Raw genomic sequence first — 18,037 nt, forward strand, 5'->3', positions numbered from 1 at the left:
TGAGGTGAGATGCCTCAAGGAGTTTTGCATGAGCGAAACTGCACTACCTGACGCAACCATTGTCTCTGTTCTCAATGTCGAAGACGAGGCCATGAGGGCCTTTTACATCTCCCTGACCTGTAATCAGAGTGTTGACGAATACATTCATGATCAGCATCTTTACTTTTCTTCACGTCAGGTAGAAGGTGTTTTTCTGAGTCATCTGCTGGCTTTGACGGAATTGGCCCTGGATCGCTGCTTTCTGCCCACTCGATGACGGCAATGAGTATTTTCAGGTTGAACTGACTCTTGTGATACCGGGCTTGCGTACTGACAACTACCCACCAAATAGATACACTTCCCAGCTGCGAATGTAAATGCAGATCGTGCTTTCGGGCTGACTGAGGTCAGTCTGATGTTCGTGCGTACCTGAGGACAATTTGCAAAAAGCACCATGAGCAAAAGAACCGTTTTTCATCACTTGATGTGCTGGAAAGTGTTTCACGGTAACAAGTGATAGATAAGTAACTATGCCAGAAACTATTCCCCCTGACTCGGTGGGCCTGGTCGAACCCGAAACGGTTCATTTTGATCAGCCCCTTCAGTTAAGTTGTGGCCAGACCCTGAACGAATATGACCTGGTAATTGAAACCTACGGTGAGCTGAATACCGAAAAGAGTAATGGTATTTTGATCTGCCATGCGCTCAGTGGCCATCATCATGCAGCCGGTTACCACAGCATGGAAGATCGCAAGCCTGGCTGGTGGGATAACTTTGTTGGACCGGGTAAGCCTCTGGATACCCGGCATTTCTTTGTTGTCAGTCTGAACAATCTCGGGGGCTGTCATGGCAGTACAGGCCCAACCAGTATCAACCCGCAAACCGGCAAACTTTACGGCTCTGATTTTCCCATAGTAACCGTAGAAGACTGGGTCGAGAGTCAGGCCAGACTGGCAGATCATCTGGGTATTCGACAATGGGCTGCCGTTGTGGGTGGCAGCCTTGGCGGTATGCAAACGCTTTACTGGTCTACGGCTTATCCTGAACGACTGCGTCATGCTGTTGTTATTGCTTCTGCACCGAAACTGTCGGCACAGAATATTGCTTTTAATGAAGTGGCTCGTCAGGCCATTCGCTCCGATGAAAACTTTCGGGATGGCCAATATCTTGAAGAAGGAACCCTGCCCAAGAACGGACTGGGACTGGCCAGGATGGTAGGCCACATTACCTACCTGTCGGATGACGCCATGGGACAAAAGTTTGGGCGTGAACTCAAGAATGAAGAGTACAGTTTCGACTATGGTGTTCAGTTCCAGGTAGAGAGTTATCTTCGCTATCAGGGAGAAAATTTCTCTGGCAGCTTTGATGCCAACACCTATCTGTTGATGACCCGGGCTCTGGATTATTTTGATCCGGCCCGGAAGTTTAATGATGATCTTGCACAGGCTTTGTCTCCGGCTAAAGCACGCTTTTTGCTGGTTTCATTCACTACCGACTGGCGATTCTCCCCGGAGCGTTCCAGAGAGATCACCGATGCGCTTCTCAAGGCGGGCAAGCAGGTTTCTTACCTGGAAGTGGATGCCCCCCAGGGCCATGATGCTTTCCTGATGAACATTCCCCGATACGTGAATGCCGTTTCAGGCTATATGAAACGAGTCGCTGACGAATGCAAGGAGACTGCCGTATGAGTACCCGTGTTGATTTTGCCATCATCAGTGACTGGATTGGCCAGGGCAGTCGGATTCTTGATCTGGCCTGTGGTGAGGGGGCTCTGCTGGCGGATCTGGGGAGAAACAAGCAGGTCAGGGGTTATGGACTGGAGATTAATCCACAGAATATCCAGAATTGTATTCAAAACGGCGTCAATGTTCTTGAGCAAAACATTGACCAGGGTTTGGGCAATTTTGGCGATCAAAGCTTTGATACCGTGGTGATGACTCAAGCTTTGCAGGCTCTGCAGTTTCCTCATCTGGCACTGGATGAAATGCTTAGAGTGGGTCGGGAATGCATTGTCACCTTCCCGAACTTTGGTCACTGGCGTTGCCGCTGGCATCTGGCTACCAAGGGCAGAATGCCGGTATCCAAATTTATGCCTTATACCTGGTATGACACGCCTAATATACACTTTTGCACGTTTAAGGATTTTGAAGATCTTTGTCGTCAGAAAAAGCTGAAGATCATCAATCGTATGGTAACCGATAGCGCCAACAGGGGAGGCTGGAGAACCCGCCTGCTGCCCAATCTGATGGGGGAAGTGGCTATCTATCATTTGACTCGAGGAGAGTGAAGTCATGGCTTGTGTAAGGCTGCTTAGTTTACTGTTGGCGCTTGCCGTTTTTTCAGGAGCCCATGCTGCCGGGGTGCCTGAAGCCCGTGTCATGAATGACAAACCGGCTCGGTTTGGCGATTATGAAGTCTATTACAGTGCCTTCCCCAGCACCTTTATTCAGCCGGGCATAGCCAAAACGTATGATCTGGAGCGCGGCCCAAAAAATGGTCTGGTCAATATGGTTATCAGAAACGTCAGGGACAGCGACGAAGGCAAGGCGGTAAAAGCCTCTTTTGATGGTAATGCCGTCAACCTTCTGGGTCAGCAGTCGGCTCTGAATTTCAAGGAAATAAAAGAAGGTGATGCCATCTATTACCTGGCAGGTTTCCGGTTCAGTAATGAAGAAATGCTAAAATTCACCATCAAAGTACACCCTGAAGGCTCCAGTCAGAGTCATACCATTCAGTTCAGCCAGAAATTTTACGAGGGCGGCCAGTGAGTTCGTTGGTAAAAAAAGAGCCAAAAAAAGTGGTATTGGCCAGTGGTAATCAGGGCAAGCTGAGGGAGCTTCAGCAGATGCTCTCGGGGCTCGACTTTGAAGTCTTGGCTCAAAGTGAATTCAGCGTAGATTCTGTTGAGGAAACGGGGCTGACCTTTGTGGAGAATGCTTTGATCAAGGCCAGAAATGCAGCAAAAATTTCTGGCCTTGCAGCCATTGCTGATGACTCCGGGATTGAAGTGGATGCCCTGAATGGCCAGCCAGGCATTTACTCGGCACGATTTGCCGGTGAAGATGCCACTGATAAAGCCAACAACCAGAAGCTCTTGCAGAGCCTGGACGGATTACCCAAAGAGCAGAGAACCGCTCGTTTTCACAGTGTGCTGGTTTACCTGCGTCATGCAGAAGACCCAACCCCTCTGATTTGTCACGGCAGCTGGGAAGGCTACATTCTGGGGGCGCCTGCAGGTAATCAGGGCTTTGGTTATGATCCGCTTTTTTATGTACCTGACCACAAGTGTGCAGCGGCTGAACTCAGTCGGGAACAGAAAAACAGTATCAGCCATCGGGCAAAAGCCATGGCGCAGCTTCTGGCGCAGTTAAAAGAACGCTGCTGACTGACGACTTTTTTCTTTATGCGGCCGGTGATGTCATCTGGCTGCTTTAATCATCTGACCTGATTTTCAATATGCTCGAACTCCCTCCATTGAGCCTTTATGTACACATTCCCTGGTGTGTCAAAAAATGCCCCTATTGTGACTTCAACTCCCATGCACTCAGTGATGGTATTCCTGAAGAAGCTTATGTCAACGCCCTGTTGGAAGACTTTGACAGCGAAGTGAGTTCTCTCCAGGGGAGAGCCCTGCATACGATTTTCTTTGGTGGCGGTACTCCCAGTTTGATGTCTGCCAAAGGCTTTGATCGTTTTCTCTCTGAGCTGGAAAAGCGAATCCGTTTCTCGCCGGGTATTGAAATCACCATGGAAGCCAACCCCGGCACCTATGAGCATGATCGGTTCAAAGATTATCGAAAAGCCGGTATCAACCGATTGTCATTAGGGGTTCAGAGTTTTCAGGATGAAAAGCTCAAGGCGCTGGGCCGTATTCACAGTTCGGAAGAAGCACGCAAAGCGATTGAGTCCCTCAGGGGGATGGGCTTTGATAACTTCAATATTGATCTGATGCACGGACTGCCCGGGCAAAGCATTCAGGATGGCCTGTCAGATCTGGAAAAAGCGGTTGCACTGGAGCCGACTCATATTTCCTGGTACCAGCTCACCATTGAACCCAATACGGTTTTCTATTCAAAAACGCCCATCCTGCCAGAGGATGATACCCTCTGGTCGATCCAGGAAGAAGGGTGGGATCTACTGGCAGAGGCGGGCTATCAGCAGTATGAAATTTCGGCCTACAGCCGACCCGGCAAGCAGGCAAAACATAATCTGAACTATTGGCAGTTTGGTGACTATATCGGTATTGGTGCAGGGGCCCATGGTAAGATCACCCAGCGGGAGACGGGCAGGATTTATCGAAACTGGAAAACCAGAATGCCCTCCGATTATCTGGCAATGGATAAGCCCTTTGAAGCGGGCAGCAGGATATTGGGTAGGGATGATCTGCCGATTGAGTTTATGATGAATGTTCTGCGCCTTAACCAGGGGGTTGATCACTCATTGTTTGTGCAGAGAACCGGAATGGCACTTTCTGACATAGACGTTCAATGTCAGCTGGCGATTGAAAAAGGTTTGCTGGAGCAGGATCGACTACAGCCAACAAAGCAGGGGCGACTCTTTCTGAATGATCTGTTGGCTTTGTTTACGGATGGGTGATTTTCCCGCTCGAATAACGCTGGGCGCGATTTTTTGGAATCTGTTGCGAATTGTTTACGCACTCAAAACGGAGGGTGAACTATGGAATGGATAACAGACGGCATTATTTTTCTGTCAAAGTTGGCTCGTGAACATCTTGGTGTCATCGCTATGGCCCTGACAGCGGTAGCCGTGGCATTTGTGGGGCGTTTTATTGCCTCATGGAGCAGTGGCTGGATGAATCGGCTGCATGCTGCAGTGAGAATCCCTGCAAGAGCTGTTTTGAATCTTGCCCTGTTTGGCGCCATCTTCTATTTTGTGCCTCAGTGGCTCGGCAATTTACTGGGCTACTTCAATCATTACACTCTCGCTCCGGTATTGCTGGTAATCGCAGTCTGTGTCGGGATATTGTCGGAGAAGCTGGGGCATTGAGAAGAGGAGCAGCGATTGAAACTCTGCCCCTTCTGCATGGGGTAAAGTTTATTCTGATCTCTCGAACAACAGATCCCAGACTCCGTGACCCAGCCTGTGACCGCGCTTTTCAAACTTGGTCAGCGGTCTGAAATCTGGCCTTGGTGCGTATTGACCTTCACTTTCCTGATTTTTAAACCCTTCAGCGGCCGTCATGACGTCCATCATTTGTTCGGCGTAGTTTTCCCAGTCTGTGGCCAGATGAATAACGCCACCCAACGCCAGTTTCGGTCTGATGGCTGCAATAAATTTGGGTTGAATCAGGCGACGCTTGTGATGACGCTTTTTGTGCCAGGGATCAGGGAAATAAATCTGAACTCTGGACAGGCTGCCGTCGGCAATGCAGTCGCGAAGCACTTCAACGGCATCATCGCAATAGCTGCGAACATTGGTGACGCCTGCCAGCTGGGATTCATTCAACAGACTGCCAACTCCCGGGCGGTGAACCTCAATACCGATAAAGTTTTTGTCGCTTTCGGCTTTTGCCATAGCCACCAGTGACAGTCCCATGCCGTAACCGATTTCCAATACGACAGGTGCCTCCCGGCCAAAGGCTTCACTGATGTTTAATGGCCCGTCTTCTTTCTGAAGACCCCACTTGTCCCAGCATTCATCCCAGCCACGACGCTGCCCTGTGGTCATACGACCTGCGCGCAGGACAAAACTTTTGATTTCCCGACGTTTAGTCGGATCAGGAGTGTGATCAGGATCAACTGAGCTGGTCATGAGAGGTACATAATCTGCAAATGAAAAAGTCGGCGTAAGATACCTAAACTGTGTTGACTTGGAAACCTTTGGCTACCGGATTCAGGTTTGCTCTTTATTGTCATCTGAATGGTCAGGCAGTAAGCCGTAATGGTGTTCAAGGTTCTCTGTGCCTTTGTTCGAAATATATAGCACAGTTTTTCCAACTTCTTCATAGGCAGTTTTGATTTCTTCAAGATCAGATTTGGCTTTATTTGACAGTCCTGATCCTCCCATGAGTACATGACCATTACAGTCAGGATTTCGCTTTATATCCCCAGCAAACTTCACTATGGTGTCAGGGGACAGTTTTCTATCCGTTGTTTTTACATCAATTCTTGTTTTTTCTCTTGGGGCTCTGGACAAGTCTGGCGATTGCAAATTTTCATCCCCGGCTGCAACTCTATGCAGATATGAGAGTAAGCCTTCAGGGTGCTCCAGGACTAAATCCGCACCACCATCGGCGGTATTCGTATTTGTGTGTCGGGTGACATCGCAGTCTTCTTCAGTTTTAACAATATTGGCGAGCGTTATAAGGACTCTCATTTCACCGTCCTTACCTTTATTTTTACTCATGAACCTTTATCCAACCTTGAGTACAGCGGAGTCATCCTTTCTGAACTGGTCGTGCTTTAACTTGAACACGTTTATCAAGTTGGTGAGTGTTCTAAAACGGCTAATTGAGTCTTCAATATCCTCTGAGCTAATGGGGTCAGAGTACTTGGAAGGGAGGTTTTCAGGAGCATCAGGCTCCATCTTGCCATGTAACTTTTTTCCATCTGATTTTAAAATGGATAAAAAAATTTCTTCCAGCTTTCTGATAGCGGCTTCAACATCTGAGTCATTAAAGCAGTCTATTGAATAGTGATCTTCAGAGCCCAAAGCTTCAAAGATATTCTTTTCTGTGAAGGAAAATTGATTCTTTAATTCCTCGAGTAAGGATGAAGTGACAAAAGCTGTTTCAATGAGGTCAGCATTGGTTTCGTAGAGCTTTCCATCATTGGCTGCCTCGTATTTAACGAGATTAATACTCAGTGACATGGTTGACCTCCTGTGGAGTCTGGATCAATCAAAAAGCAATGCTCACGTCTCCCTTCAACAACCGGATCAAGGCAGCCAGTCGTCTCCCATTATTTGCTCAAAAGTCCAGGGGCAATCATCCGGGAAGCTGCTGGCATTGAGTTTTCTGCTTTTTTGCTTGATGTACCTGTTCATTTGTTTGATGGCATCGATTCTGGCTTCTGCGTAAGCATCATGCATCAACTGGCTGGTTTTGGTCTGAAGAGACGGACTTTGTTTGAGTAATTTTCGGATTTCACGCCTGGGATTATCCATGCCGGGGTACCAGGTATGGACGACCATTTCAGCTATCCATCTATCCTCCAGTTGATAGGTTTGGTATTGATATTTCAATAAGTGAAGGAGAAGGGTAGTCAAGTGAGACTCTATCGATCTTGGCTCACTCTTACCCATATCCCCTACTTCCTCAATGAGGTTTTCCAAATCAAGCTGGTCAAACTGGCGGTTAATCAAGAGCTGTTTTTGCTTCTGAACCCATTGGTAAAAGTCTGTCTCGTAAAGATTATCCATAAATCACCTCCATGAACTTCCTAATGTAGGCAAAAAGTACGAGAGCATCAAAAACATTAATCATAAAGTTCGGTGACAGCAAAGATGGCCAGAAAAAGCCAACCCAGCATCAACGAGATGCCACCCAGTGGGGTGATCGCACCCAGCCAGCCAATTCCGGTGATGGCAAGAATATACAGGCTACCGGAAAAGAGGATGATACCCGCGAGAAACAGCCTGGCGCTCCATCTCAGCTTTCTGGAGTCTTTGAAGTGGAGGGCAAGAACGGCAACAAGAACCAGAGCCAGACTGTGGTAGAACTGGTAATCCGTCGCTGTTGCCCAAACGTCTATGTAGCGTTCGGACAGCTGATCTTTCAGAGCATGGGCCCCGAACGCGCCCAGAGCTACAGACAAAAAACCACAAAGGGCACCGGGTAACAGGTAGAGTCGGGTCATTTTTTATCCGTAACTTTTGTCGGCAACAGATCAACAACACTCCCCGCTGCAAGTCTCAATCCTTCCTGAAAGTACAGAGAGCTTTTTTCATGATCTTCCATATGAGCCATAAGGCGGCCCAACTCGTTATAGGTATCAATCCGTTTGCTGAGTCTCAGGCTGGCTTCAAAGTATTCCCTGGCTTTACCCCAGAGTTCATTACGGAGAGACAGACGACCCAGGGTCAGTAGCAGGTCGGCGTCGTTAGGTCTTTCATTGAGCATGGCTTCGGCAAAATGCAGCTGCTTCTTCACATCCCTGCCCTTAATCTTGCCGTAGAGCAGAGCCATGTCGCTGCAGTAGTGTTTCTTCAGGTTTTCTCTGAGCAGAGCTTCTGCTTTCTCTTCTGCTCCCAGATCTGTCAGGCACTTCGCATATCGATAGATCATGGCAGAGTTGTGTTTTTGACTGGACGACAAACTGTTCCAGATTTGAGTTGCAGGTTTTATTTTCTGCTCCAGAGAGGTAAAACTGCGGCCATTGTTAAAGGCTTGATTGAAAAGGGCCTCAAAGCACTGAAGCTCAGTGGTGCGATACTCTTTATCGGAAACGATTTTTTGCTTTTTCAGCTTGGGTAACAGGGCTGCAAGTGATTGCCAGTCATTCAGACGGGTATAAACCTGCTTCAGCATCTTCAGGACGTAGGCATGTCGTGGAACCTGCTTGTGCAGCTTGGTCAGAGTGGCCAGTGCCTGCTCCAGTTGACCCGATGACAGTTGCAGCTGAGCCTGGGTAATACCAATAGCCAACTCTGCACCGGGCTCCTTGTGATCGGCTCGGCGAAGGTATTCGGCAGAGGCTTCAGGGTCATCATTTTCATGAGCCGCTCGGGCGGCAGCAAGATAATTCAGTAAGGGTGACGAGCCGTAGTCCGCTGCCTGCGAAAGCAGTCGCTCAGCTTTTTTCCAGTGTCCCTGAGTGAACTCGACAAAGCCGCGGGTTGTTAATTTACGGGCTCGCCTTTCTTTGGCGCCCGAAGTCATTGGATAGATAAAACCAGTGACGTCGAAAATCAGTTTCAGGATAATCCAGACAAGCCATAACGCACCTATGGCAAGACCTATCAGTAGAAACAGTCCCCACAGTGTGCTTTCGAACGTAGTCGTGTTGTAAGAGATAAGCACATAGCCGCTGTCACTGATCATGGTATTTGCCAGACCAAAAGTAATGCCCAGAATCGCCAGGAAGATGATAAAACTCTTCATTTCCGGGGCTCCTCTGAAGAATTAGCAGGTGCTTCTGAGGGCTGAGAATGTTCTGTCCGGTTTTCTGTGGTTGTCTGGTCAGTCACTTCAGGTGCTTTTTCGGCTGGACTGATCTGGACAGTCTGAGCACTCTTTGCAGATTCAGTTTGTCCTGTCGTATTTTTTTTATTCTCCGGGGTATCGTTCAACTGGCTGGATTTCAGCAAGCTCAAAGCACGGCTGATATTGATGGTTACAGGTTTTACGGTGATTTTGTCTAAAACCTTCAGCTCGTCCAGCATTGCGGTCGCCTGAGACCCTGAAAGGGGAAAGTATTTTTCTATCCAGTTTGAAGCCTGATGCAGGCTACTGTTGTAGATAGCCTGGTCTCTGGAGAGGACTGACAACTTGGCCTGTTCCAGCATCAACTGAAGGTTTTGGCGAATAATAATATTCTCTTGGGGTGTCAGTAGTGAGGTGATTTTCTGATCGCGATCCGGAGTGAACCTGAACAGGCTGACAAAGCTCTCCCAGGTATTATTCAGCATTGAGAGGGCGACAGTCTGCCACTTGGCAGTTTCTGTAGATGGAGTGCCTGCGGATGGCATGTCAGAAGATTTTGATACGGTTGCTAAAGGTTGTTGCAGGGTCTTTTTTTCCATCAGGGGCAATTGGTCAATCTGCCGGGTGAGCGCTTCGAGCTTCAGGTAGAGCCCTTCCTGATCGAGATCCGGGAGACTGTTGAGAGAAGCTATATCTTCTGCCAGTGCTTCCCGAACGGGATACAAATTATAGTTGTCCAACTCAAGCAGCATCTTGTCAGCACTGTTAAGGAGAGCTTTGGCTGATTGGATATCAGATGACATGAGCAGACGCTGGTTAGCGAGACTGAGCAGGTATTCTACTTCTGCCAGCTTCCAGCCATCCAGACTGCTACCGGTGAGTTCCTGAAGGTTTTTGGTCAGGCTGTCGGTGCGACTGAGCAAACGTTCACTTCGACTTTCCTGTTCGCTCAGTTCGGTTTTGATAGGCGTGAGATCACTGTTTATTTCAGCGAGCCTGGCCTGAAGTCGCGCAATCTGGGTTTGCTGCTGTTCCTGCCCCTCAATAAGGGAGGGTTGTTTCTGCTCCCAATGAATGAGCCGCCAACCTAAACCGCCGCTCAATCCCAGTGCAATGATTGCAAGCAACACGGCCAGGACAGACAGCTTTCGTCCTGGCTTTGATGCTGATTTTTGAGGCTGTTTTCTGGAGCCTGCTGAAGTTGGCTTGCTTTCCTGTTTTTTGGAAGGCCCTGCTGACCTGGCCAGTTCTTTCGGTTCGGTCTGCTCGAGTTTACTGGCGTTCTGATCTTTCTTGCTCACGTTAACCCTTCGCTGTTAATCAGGTTCAGTACCGAGATCATGGCGTGATTGTCGGCGCCGCGAGCGGTATAAACCCGTTTGAATGCTTGAGCCTCTGGCATTCTGGCAATTCTATCGCTGGGAACCACCAGACAGCACTCTTGGCTTAAAGCCGGAGAAAGGTAGTCTGCGGTATTGGCCAGAATCTCACCACTACTGGTCAGTATGACATTAATAGCATGATCTTTGATCAGCCTGTTCAGATAATCTTCCGGGTAATCGGGCTTCTGGCGTTCATAAAGTTCCAGGCAATCCACCTGGGCTCCCCGATTTCTGAGGGTGTTCTCCAGCAGTTCTCTACCACCTTTTCCTTTCAGAATCAGTATTTTTTCTCCGCTGACCTGCTGAAGGCTCTCCAGTCGCAACAGTGCTTCACTGTCACCGGGCTTTTGTCTTATCTCCGGGTAAGTCGCATCAATGCCATTACTCTTAAGCCATCGTCGTGTTTTTGGGCCGACGGCATACCAGTGGATCTTCAAAGGCATTTGTGGCCAGTAGTTCTCTATATGTTCCAGACCCAGCCTGGCGGCATTCTGACTGATCACAACGACTTTACTGTACTGATCGAGCTGTAAAATCCGGTCTCGCAGTGTCTGGCTCTCTGCCAGCGGTTGGATTTGGATCATTGGTAAAGACCATGCCATGGCCCCCTGGTTCTGAATCATGGCAACCAGTGGCTCTGCCTGCTCCCTGGGGCGGGTAACCAAAGCCCTTATCTCACGGCTGTTTATCATGACACGGCTCACATTAATGCAGCAACTCTGCGAGAATTCGGTCTGCACCCTGTGCCAGCAAGGATTCTGCCAGCCGGACCCCGCCTTTCTCACCATCGGAAGGTGCACAATAGACTTCTGCGCTCAGTATGACTTTGCCATCCGGTTGACCCACAAGGCCCCGGATGTAGAGCTGGTCGTCGATGAGTTCAGAGTAGCAACCAATGGGTACCTGACAGCCGCCATTTAATTTTCGATTCATGGCTCTTTCTGCAAGGACTCGTGTTGCAGTTTCTTCATGATGCAATGGAGCCAGAAACTGTTTGATCGATTCATCGTCAGAACGAATCTCAATACCCACTGCACCCTGACCCGCCGCTGGCAGACTGAGTTCAGGGGGCAGGGCCGATTTGATCCGACTTTTCATCCCCAGCCTGATCAATCCTGCCGCTGCAAGAATGATGGCGTCGTATTGGCCATCGTCCAGCTTGGCCAGACGTGTGTTGACGTTGCCCCGCAGGAATTCAATCTTTAGATCCGGTCTTTTTGCAAGGATCTGACATTGGCGGCGCAGGCTGGATGTACCCACGATGGCGCCCTCAGGCAGATCGCTCAGCTGGTTGTAGGTGTTGGAAACAAATGCATCCAGTGGGTTTTCGCGAGGGCAGATAACACCCAGCTCGAGCCCTTTTGGAAACTCCATAGGTACGTCTTTCATGGAGTGAACGGCGATATCAGCCCTGCTCTCCAGCATAGCCGTTTCCAATTCTTTTACAAACAGGCCTTTGCCACCGATTTTGGCCAGAGGTGAATCCAGAATCCGATCACCCTTGCTGGTCATCTTTACCAGCTCCACCCGGATACCCGGATGAAAGTACTCCAGACGCTCTTTTACGTATTCAGCCTGCCAGAGGGCCAGGGCACTTTTTCTTGTCGCGATGCGGATGGTTTTCATGGGGAGGTTTTCAATCAATAAACTTTCAATCTACAAAAAAGGGCAACGATGGCTGAGTGGTCCTATGAAGACTGGGATAATACGATAGTCTGTAGTTGTGACCAACCGTTACTTTTCCTGAAGGCAGTTGCGGGAGGTTAAAATAGCACTAGCTTGTTATTCCAGTGGAGGCGCTTATGACAGACCTTTATAAAACCGATTACATGCTCTGGATTGAAGAACAGAAAAAGCTGCTGACTGCCAGGCGTTTTGATGAGCTTGATCTTGAAAATTTGCTGGAAGAGTTAGCTGATATGGGAAAGAGTGAGCCAAGAGCTTTCAAGAGACACCTTATTCAGCTACTTAGCCATTTGTTAAAATGGGACTTTCAGCAGAATCAGGTCAACGACCTCAGGGATATGGATCATTGGTTTCGCAGCTGGGTAGATACAATTCAAATTCAGAGGTATGCCGCAGCAGCGGTCCTGGCAGATAATCCCAACCTGCAGTCAAAGCAAGAGGCTATCTACCTTGAGGCTTACCAGCAGGCCCGAATATTGGCTGCCAAGGGGTTAAACAGTTATGTGGATTCAAGACATTTTACCGCAAAAGACTTCCCCGAAGACTGCCCATGGACACTTGAGCAGGTTATGGGCGAAGACTTTTTACCACAAGCCAGGCTCAGTTAAGCCTGGCACCCGTAGGCCTCACAGTGATTGCATAAACTTCTTCATCAGTGGCACATGCCGACGGCTTACTGAAAGAAGCTTTTCGACACCACTGAGCTGGATAGAGTAGTGACCCTGCTCGTCACGAATCATCCTCTCTATGGCTTTTCTGGCCACCAGAGCGTTCCTGTGGATTCGAACAAATCTGGAACTAAACTCGGACTCCAAGTCTTTCAGTGGGTCATCAATGAGTACTTCACCGTTCTTGTGATAAACCGTGATGTATTTGCTGTCTGCCATAAAGTAGTAGATATCATCCAGAGGAACCAGCTCTATCCCTCTGAGCGTCTTGGCTGCGATATGGCTGCGGGCGTTATCATTCAGATCATCTTTGAGGCTGGCCAGCTGCAATCGATTAACTTTAGCGGCTCCGGTCAGCGCTTGTTGCAGATCTTCAAGCTTGACAGGCTTCAGCAGATAGCCAACCGCCTGAACCTGAAAAGCTTCAATGGCGTGAGTGTCATAAGCGGTACAGAAAATGATAGCAGGTGGACGCTCCAGCTTGCTGATATGAGCGGCCGCCTCCAGGCCTCCCATAACAGGCATACGAATATCCATCAAGACAATGTCTGGCTGGTATTTACGACACAGCTCAAGGGCTTCAATGCCATTACCTGCATCGTACTCCAGAGCCTGAAAGCCCTCTAAACGTCCCAACAAATGTCGCAGACGGTCTCTTGCCAGCGGTTCATCATCGGTGATCAGTATGTTCATGGTTATCGCCACCGTAAGGGTAAGTGATCAATGTTTCAAACTCCTGGGTATTTCCACTCTCACCCTCAAACAGCTGAGCTTCTACACTGGCTTTGTTACCAAAAAGCATATTCAGTCTGGAGCGGATATTTGCCAGAGCCAACTGATTACCCTGAGCCCCTTTGGCAAAACTGGAAGGGCTACTCTGGACCGGGTTTCGGACTCTGATAGTGATGTTATCGTTGCTCCTGCGAATATCTACACTCACAGTGCCACCTTTTTCCAGTGGCTGGATGCCATGATAAACCGCATTTTCAACAATGGGCTGCAGAGTAAGGGGCGGAATGTCAACCTCTTCAGGGGTTAACTCAATATTCCACCGGGTTTGCAGGCGGTCTCCCAGCCGGTGCTGCTCAATTCTTAAATAGCGCTGACAGAGCTCGATTTCCCGACTCAGGGTAATATTCTTGCCATGATCCTGAAGGCTGGAGCGAAAGAGGTCCGATAAATCTTCAACGGCCTGCTCGGCCTTGTCCTGGTCAATATGAATCAGACTGGCAATGATATTCATCGAATTAAAAAGAAAGTGAGGGCGGATTCGAGCCTGCAAAGCCTCAAAGCGAGCGGTGTGGCTGGCTTTCTGCTCTTTTCTGGCTTCCTGTTGAACATAGAAATAGCGCAGCAGCATGGCTGTGATGATGAGGGCAACAGTGACATGTCTGATCAGCTGGGTCCATTCCGGGTAGGTGTCAATAAAAGCATCCCGCCACAGAAACCATTGGGCTGCGAGCGTGAATATCAGCGTGGTGGTAGCCACGACGCCAAGACAGCTGCTGATGATAACTGTAAGCTTCTGACGCTTCAGAATGGGCCTGAGTCGGCAAAGAACAGCACCTGAGACCAGAGAGATCCACTGGACAAACATGGAAGTCATGGCCAGACGGTTCCAGTCAAGATCACCCGGGCCGGGTAAAGTGAGTACCTGAATAAGGACAAAAAGCTCGGAGACCAGAACCAACAAAAAGACGGCACCGGGAGAGCATAAATCCGGCAGGAAAAAGTCGTCTTCATCCTGGTTCCTGGTGGTTTTAAATGGCAAGAGGGAGCATCCTGTCTCTGGTATTTGAAAATTTATAAAAATTCACAAAAATAGAATAATTATTCTTATTTGGTTGGGTGCGCTATGTAAAATCACCCGGTTACCCTTATAATGCCGCAGCCAGCTTCAGTCATCCACAGGCTGGCTATAAAAATCAGAACAATGATGCTGCTGGCATCAAGAAATCAGCCTGCAGAACGCAAAACAGCCATGAGCTAACCAACAGCCATGAGCCAACAAAGAAAGAGGTAGAACATGTCTGATAGCAGCAATCAGCAGTGGGGCGGAAGGTTCAGCGAGGGTGTGGATGCATTTGTTGCTCGATTCACCGCCTCCATTGATTTTGATCGTCGCCTTTATCGTCACGATATAGAAGGCTCGATGGCTCATGCTCGAATGCTGCAAAAATCAGGCATTCTGAGCCAGGATGAGTTGTCAGCCATTCTGGATGGGCTCGAAAGCATTCTGAAAGATATAGAAAACAACAACATCGACTGGTCTATCGAGCTGGAAGATATTCATATGAATATTGAAGCCAGACTGACAGACAGAATTGGTGATGCGGGTAAGAAACTGCACACCGGCCGTTCCAGAAACGATCAGGTGGCGACCGATATTCGTCTGTGGCTCAGGGAAGAAATTGACCATATAGGTGATGAGTTAAAACGTTTGCAGACAGGTCTGGTCAATCTGGCAGAGCAGGAAGCGGACACCATAATGCCGGGCTTCACTCATCTGCAAACCGCACAACCCGTGACATTTGGACATCACCTGATGGCCTGGTATGAAATGCTGGTAAGAGACAGTGAGCGTTTACAGGACTGTAGAAAGCGGGTCAACGTATCGCCTCTGGGAGCAGCTGCACTGGCAGGCACAACCTATCCGATTGATCGTGAATTCACTGCCAAGGCTTTAGGTTTTGATCGCCCATCCAGAAACTCACTGGACTCTGTCAGCGACAGGGACTTCGCCATAGAATTTTGTTCGGTGGGTGCACTGCTGATGACGCACCTGTCGCGTATGTCCGAAGAGCTGGTACTTTGGACATCAGCCCAGTTTAATTTTATTGATCTGCCCGATCGTTTCTGTACCGGTTCATCCATCATGCCCCAAAAGAAAAACCCGGATGTCCCCGAACTGGTAAGAGGTAAGACAGGAAGGGTGAATGGCCACCTGATCAGCCTGCTGACGCTGATGAAATCTCAGCCACTGGCCTACAACAAAGACAATCAGGAAGATAAGGAACCACTGTTTGATACCGTAGATACCCTAAAAGACTGCCTGCGAGCCTTTGCCGATATGGTTCCACATATCCAGTCCAGGAAAGAAAACATGAAAGAGGCGGCTCGCCGCGGATTCAGCACCGCGACCGATCTGGCAGACTACCTGGTCAGACAGGGCATGCCATTTCGCAACGCCCACGAAGTGGTTGGCAAAGCAGTGGCCTTCGGCATTGAGAAGAACAAGGACTTGTCGGAGATGACTCTGGAAGAACTCACGGTCTTCTCAGACTCTATTAAGGAAGATGTGTTTGATGTGTTGACGCTGGAAGGGTCTGTTGCTGCGAGGGATCATATAGGCGGGACTGCGCCGCAGCAGGTGAGGTTGGCTGTGAAGCAGGCTTTAAGTCAGTAATTTCCTTCATTTGCCTGAGCGCTGAACATGTATAAGAAGTCCTGTTTTTCTATACAGATCCAACAAATATGTATAGAGAATTTCGGTTTTCTATACATGTTCTGATAACCTGCATAGAAAATGGCACTTTCCTATACATATTGGGAGTAACTGTGGCCCCCCCTTACCAACCGACAGATCTGCCCCTGCCCCGGGAAAATGAACTGGAAACACGGCAGGTATTAAAAAAACTGGCTTTGGCCCACCGGCATCTGGCAGAACTGAAAGGTGTAGTACGCTCCATCCCCAATGAAACCATTTTGGTCAGCACCCTGACGCTTCAGGAAGCCAAAGACAGCTCAGAGGTGGAGAATATTGTCACAACTCATGATGAACTGTTTAAAAACGACCTGACAGCGTCACCCTACAACCCTGCAACCAAAGAAGTTAAAAATTACGCCAGAGCATTGAGTCGTGGCTTCGACACCGTCAGGAAAACAGGGATGCTTCGCTTTCAGGATATTCTCGATATCCAGCAAACACTGGAAGAAAACCGGGCAGGCTTACGCAAATTGCCTGGAACCGAATTAAAAAACACCTCTACGGGTGAAGTTGTCTACACCCCTCCTCAAAACCCGGAAAGGGTTGAGTCACTGATGACAAACCTGGTGGCTTATCTAAACGACCATGGGCTTTCGGACAATGATCCACTGGTAAAAATGGCGGTTATTCACTTCCAGTTTGAGAGTATTCATCCATTTTACGACGGGAATGGCCGAACAGGTCGAATTATCAATATCCTTTACCTGATCACTCAACAGTTACTGGACCTGCCAGTGCTCTACTTAAGCCGTTATATTATTCGCAACAAGGCTGAGTACTACTCACGATTACAGGCAGTGAGAGATCATGAGGAGTGGGAAGGCTGGTTACTGTTCATGCTTGAAGCCGTATCAGAAACATCGAAAGAAACCACAACTCTGATTGATGAAATAAAAAACCGGATGCAGGCTGTAAAGCATAGAATGCGTGAAGAACTCCCCAAAATTTACAGCCAGGATCTGCTCAACCATCTGTTCAGCCACCCTTACACAAAAATAGAGTTTATTGAGAAAGAACTGAATGTCAGCCGACTGACTGCCACCAAATACCTGAATCAGCTGTGTGACAAGGGGTTTTTGAACAAGCAAAAAATGGGGCGAAGCAATTATTATATTAACGAACCTCTGGTTACACTGTTTTTGAATATTGGTCAGTGATTGGAGGGCAATTCTCTGGCGAGGGGGTGTTAGGATGTCTGATTGGTTAGTGAAGGTATTTCGGATTCCTGCATGTAAGAAGTGTGGTATCAGGCTGTAAAGTCTGAGGTTACCCACATACAACAAGGACAATCAGGTAGATAAGGAACCACTGTTTTATTAAGCAGATACTTTCAAAGACTGCCTGCGAGCCTTTGCTGATATAACTCCACATATCCATTCCAAGAAAGAAAACATGCAAGAAGCTGCTCGTATTGGATTCAGCACCCTGATTGATCTGGCAGATTAGCTGGCTAGACAAGGCACGCCACTGCGCAATGCCTTCGAAGTAGTTGGCAGAGCAGTGGTCTATGGTATTGAGCAGAGCCAGGGCTTGTCAGAGATGAGTCTGGGAGAGTTGACCGTCTCGGCCTGTTTCACCCAAAATTCAAAACGAGTGCCTCTGACTTTGGACTTAAGTTTTTCCAAGTTGCTCTTGTTTATAAACTCTTTGAAATAGCGAGCAGGGCAATCATTATTGCGCACCATTTTGGCCTGTGTGGAACAGGTGATCCACTCCCAGTTTTCAGGGAAGA

Annotated in this window: 22 protein-coding genes; 11 read left to right on the plus strand and 11 right to left on the minus strand. The window is 48.6% G+C overall.

Features of this window, described 5'->3' with window-relative positions; all coding sequences use genetic code 11:
- Nucleotides 1–28: 28 nt before the first annotated feature.
- The 7 genes from ACOMHB_RS25020 (at nucleotide 29) to ACOMHB_RS25050 (ending at nucleotide 4,986) form a co-directional block, all read left to right on the plus strand.
- Nucleotides 29–256, plus strand: a complete 228-nt coding sequence (locus tag ACOMHB_RS25020; protein ID WP_448218787.1) for a hypothetical protein — start codon at nucleotides 29–31, stop codon at nucleotides 254–256.
- Nucleotides 257–509: 253 nt separating this feature from the next.
- Nucleotides 510–1,667 (plus strand): homoserine O-succinyltransferase MetX, encoded by a 1,158-nt coding sequence (metX, locus tag ACOMHB_RS25025; protein ID WP_422135799.1) that lies wholly within the window; start codon nucleotides 510–512, stop codon nucleotides 1,665–1,667.
- On the plus strand, nucleotides 1,664–2,266 hold the full coding sequence (gene metW / locus ACOMHB_RS25030) for a methionine biosynthesis protein MetW (RefSeq protein WP_422135798.1): 603 nt from the start codon (nucleotides 1,664–1,666) through the stop codon (nucleotides 2,264–2,266). Before metX ends, metW begins: the two co-directional genes overlap by 4 nt.
- Before the next feature lie 4 nt (nucleotides 2,267–2,270).
- A complete protein-coding gene (locus ACOMHB_RS25035) occupies nucleotides 2,271–2,747 on the plus strand; it encodes a DUF4426 domain-containing protein (RefSeq protein WP_448218788.1) in 477 nt (158 codons plus the stop codon).
- Nucleotides 2,744–3,364, plus strand: coding sequence for an XTP/dITP diphosphatase (locus ACOMHB_RS25040; protein ID WP_448218789.1), 621 nt, complete (start codon nucleotides 2,744–2,746; stop codon nucleotides 3,362–3,364). The genes ACOMHB_RS25035 and ACOMHB_RS25040 overlap by 4 nt, the downstream gene beginning before the upstream one ends.
- A gap of 71 nt (nucleotides 3,365–3,435) precedes the next feature.
- Complete coding sequence (gene hemW, locus ACOMHB_RS25045; RefSeq protein WP_448218790.1) at nucleotides 3,436–4,575, plus strand: radical SAM family heme chaperone HemW; 1,140 nt, start codon at nucleotides 3,436–3,438, stop codon at nucleotides 4,573–4,575.
- Nucleotides 4,576–4,656: 81 nt separating this feature from the next.
- Complete coding sequence (locus ACOMHB_RS25050) at nucleotides 4,657–4,986, plus strand: DUF3392 family protein (protein WP_422135794.1); 330 nt, start codon at nucleotides 4,657–4,659, stop codon at nucleotides 4,984–4,986.
- 48 nt (nucleotides 4,987–5,034) lie between these two features.
- Here ACOMHB_RS25050 and trmB read toward each other — a convergent pair whose 3' ends face one another.
- The 9 genes from trmB to hemC all read right to left on the minus strand — a co-directional run bounded on the left by trmB (nucleotide 5,035) and on the right by hemC (nucleotide 12,090).
- On the minus strand, nucleotides 5,035–5,751 hold the full coding sequence (gene trmB / locus ACOMHB_RS25055; protein ID WP_422409920.1) for a tRNA (guanosine(46)-N7)-methyltransferase TrmB: 717 nt from the start codon (nucleotides 5,749–5,751) through the stop codon (nucleotides 5,035–5,037).
- An 81-nt stretch (nucleotides 5,752–5,832) separates the two neighbouring features.
- The gene (locus ACOMHB_RS25060) at nucleotides 5,833–6,345 is read right to left on the minus strand and encodes a hypothetical protein (RefSeq protein ID WP_422139219.1); all 513 of its coding nucleotides are present in this window, start codon (nucleotides 6,343–6,345) and stop codon (nucleotides 5,833–5,835) included.
- Between the two features lie 6 nt (nucleotides 6,346–6,351).
- Entirely contained in the window at nucleotides 6,352–6,810 is a 459-nt protein-coding gene (locus ACOMHB_RS25065) for a hypothetical protein (protein ID WP_448218791.1), read from the minus strand.
- Nucleotides 6,811–6,876: 66 nt separating this feature from the next.
- Nucleotides 6,877–7,359, minus strand: coding sequence for a DUF29 domain-containing protein (locus ACOMHB_RS25070; protein ID WP_448218792.1), 483 nt, complete (start codon nucleotides 7,357–7,359; stop codon nucleotides 6,877–6,879).
- Between the two features lie 56 nt (nucleotides 7,360–7,415).
- Nucleotides 7,416–7,796, minus strand: a complete 381-nt coding sequence (locus ACOMHB_RS25075) for a DUF423 domain-containing protein (RefSeq protein ID WP_422135791.1) — start codon at nucleotides 7,794–7,796, stop codon at nucleotides 7,416–7,418.
- Complete coding sequence (locus ACOMHB_RS25080) at nucleotides 7,793–9,040, minus strand: heme biosynthesis HemY N-terminal domain-containing protein (protein WP_448218793.1); 1,248 nt, start codon at nucleotides 9,038–9,040, stop codon at nucleotides 7,793–7,795. Before ACOMHB_RS25080 ends, ACOMHB_RS25075 begins: the two co-directional genes overlap by 4 nt.
- Nucleotides 9,037–10,383, minus strand: coding sequence for a uroporphyrinogen-III C-methyltransferase (locus tag ACOMHB_RS25085; RefSeq protein WP_448218794.1), 1,347 nt, complete (start codon nucleotides 10,381–10,383; stop codon nucleotides 9,037–9,039). The genes ACOMHB_RS25080 and ACOMHB_RS25085 overlap by 4 nt, the downstream gene beginning before the upstream one ends.
- On the minus strand, nucleotides 10,380–11,156 hold the full coding sequence (locus tag ACOMHB_RS25090; RefSeq protein ID WP_422135788.1) for a uroporphyrinogen-III synthase: 777 nt from the start codon (nucleotides 11,154–11,156) through the stop codon (nucleotides 10,380–10,382). The genes ACOMHB_RS25085 and ACOMHB_RS25090 overlap by 4 nt, the downstream gene beginning before the upstream one ends.
- Before the next feature lie 13 nt (nucleotides 11,157–11,169).
- Complete coding sequence (gene hemC, locus ACOMHB_RS25095; protein ID WP_448218795.1) at nucleotides 11,170–12,090, minus strand: hydroxymethylbilane synthase; 921 nt, start codon at nucleotides 12,088–12,090, stop codon at nucleotides 11,170–11,172.
- 176 nt (nucleotides 12,091–12,266) lie between these two features.
- Here hemC and ACOMHB_RS25100 point away from each other — a divergent pair, with 176 nt between their 5' ends.
- Complete coding sequence (locus tag ACOMHB_RS25100; RefSeq protein ID WP_448218796.1) at nucleotides 12,267–12,758, plus strand: DUF29 domain-containing protein; 492 nt, start codon at nucleotides 12,267–12,269, stop codon at nucleotides 12,756–12,758.
- 18 nt (nucleotides 12,759–12,776) lie between these two features.
- Here ACOMHB_RS25100 and ACOMHB_RS25105 read toward each other — a convergent pair whose 3' ends face one another.
- Together ACOMHB_RS25105 and ACOMHB_RS25110 are read right to left on the minus strand one after the other, a co-directional pair.
- Nucleotides 12,777–13,511: a LytR/AlgR family response regulator transcription factor gene (locus ACOMHB_RS25105; RefSeq protein ID WP_422135785.1), complete on the minus strand. Its 735-nt coding sequence runs from the start codon at nucleotides 13,509–13,511 to the stop codon at nucleotides 12,777–12,779.
- Nucleotides 13,489–14,589, minus strand: coding sequence for a sensor histidine kinase (locus tag ACOMHB_RS25110; protein WP_448218797.1), 1,101 nt, complete (start codon nucleotides 14,587–14,589; stop codon nucleotides 13,489–13,491). The genes ACOMHB_RS25105 and ACOMHB_RS25110 overlap by 23 nt, the downstream gene beginning before the upstream one ends.
- Before the next feature lie 255 nt (nucleotides 14,590–14,844).
- Here ACOMHB_RS25110 and argH point away from each other — a divergent pair, with 255 nt between their 5' ends.
- From argH to ACOMHB_RS25125, 3 genes are all read left to right on the plus strand, one after another.
- Nucleotides 14,845–16,224, plus strand: coding sequence for an argininosuccinate lyase (gene argH / locus ACOMHB_RS25115; protein WP_448218798.1), 1,380 nt, complete (start codon nucleotides 14,845–14,847; stop codon nucleotides 16,222–16,224).
- Nucleotides 16,225–16,376: 152 nt separating this feature from the next.
- Nucleotides 16,377–17,462: a Fic family protein gene (locus ACOMHB_RS25120; protein ID WP_448218799.1), complete on the plus strand. Its 1,086-nt coding sequence runs from the start codon at nucleotides 16,377–16,379 to the stop codon at nucleotides 17,460–17,462.
- Nucleotides 17,463–17,805: 343 nt separating this feature from the next.
- The gene (locus ACOMHB_RS25125) at nucleotides 17,806–17,961 is read left to right on the plus strand and encodes a hypothetical protein (RefSeq protein WP_448218800.1); all 156 of its coding nucleotides are present in this window, start codon (nucleotides 17,806–17,808) and stop codon (nucleotides 17,959–17,961) included.
- Nucleotides 17,962–18,037 lie beyond the last annotated feature (76 nt).

The sequence above is a fragment of the Endozoicomonas sp. 2B-B genome (assembly GCF_053470045.1).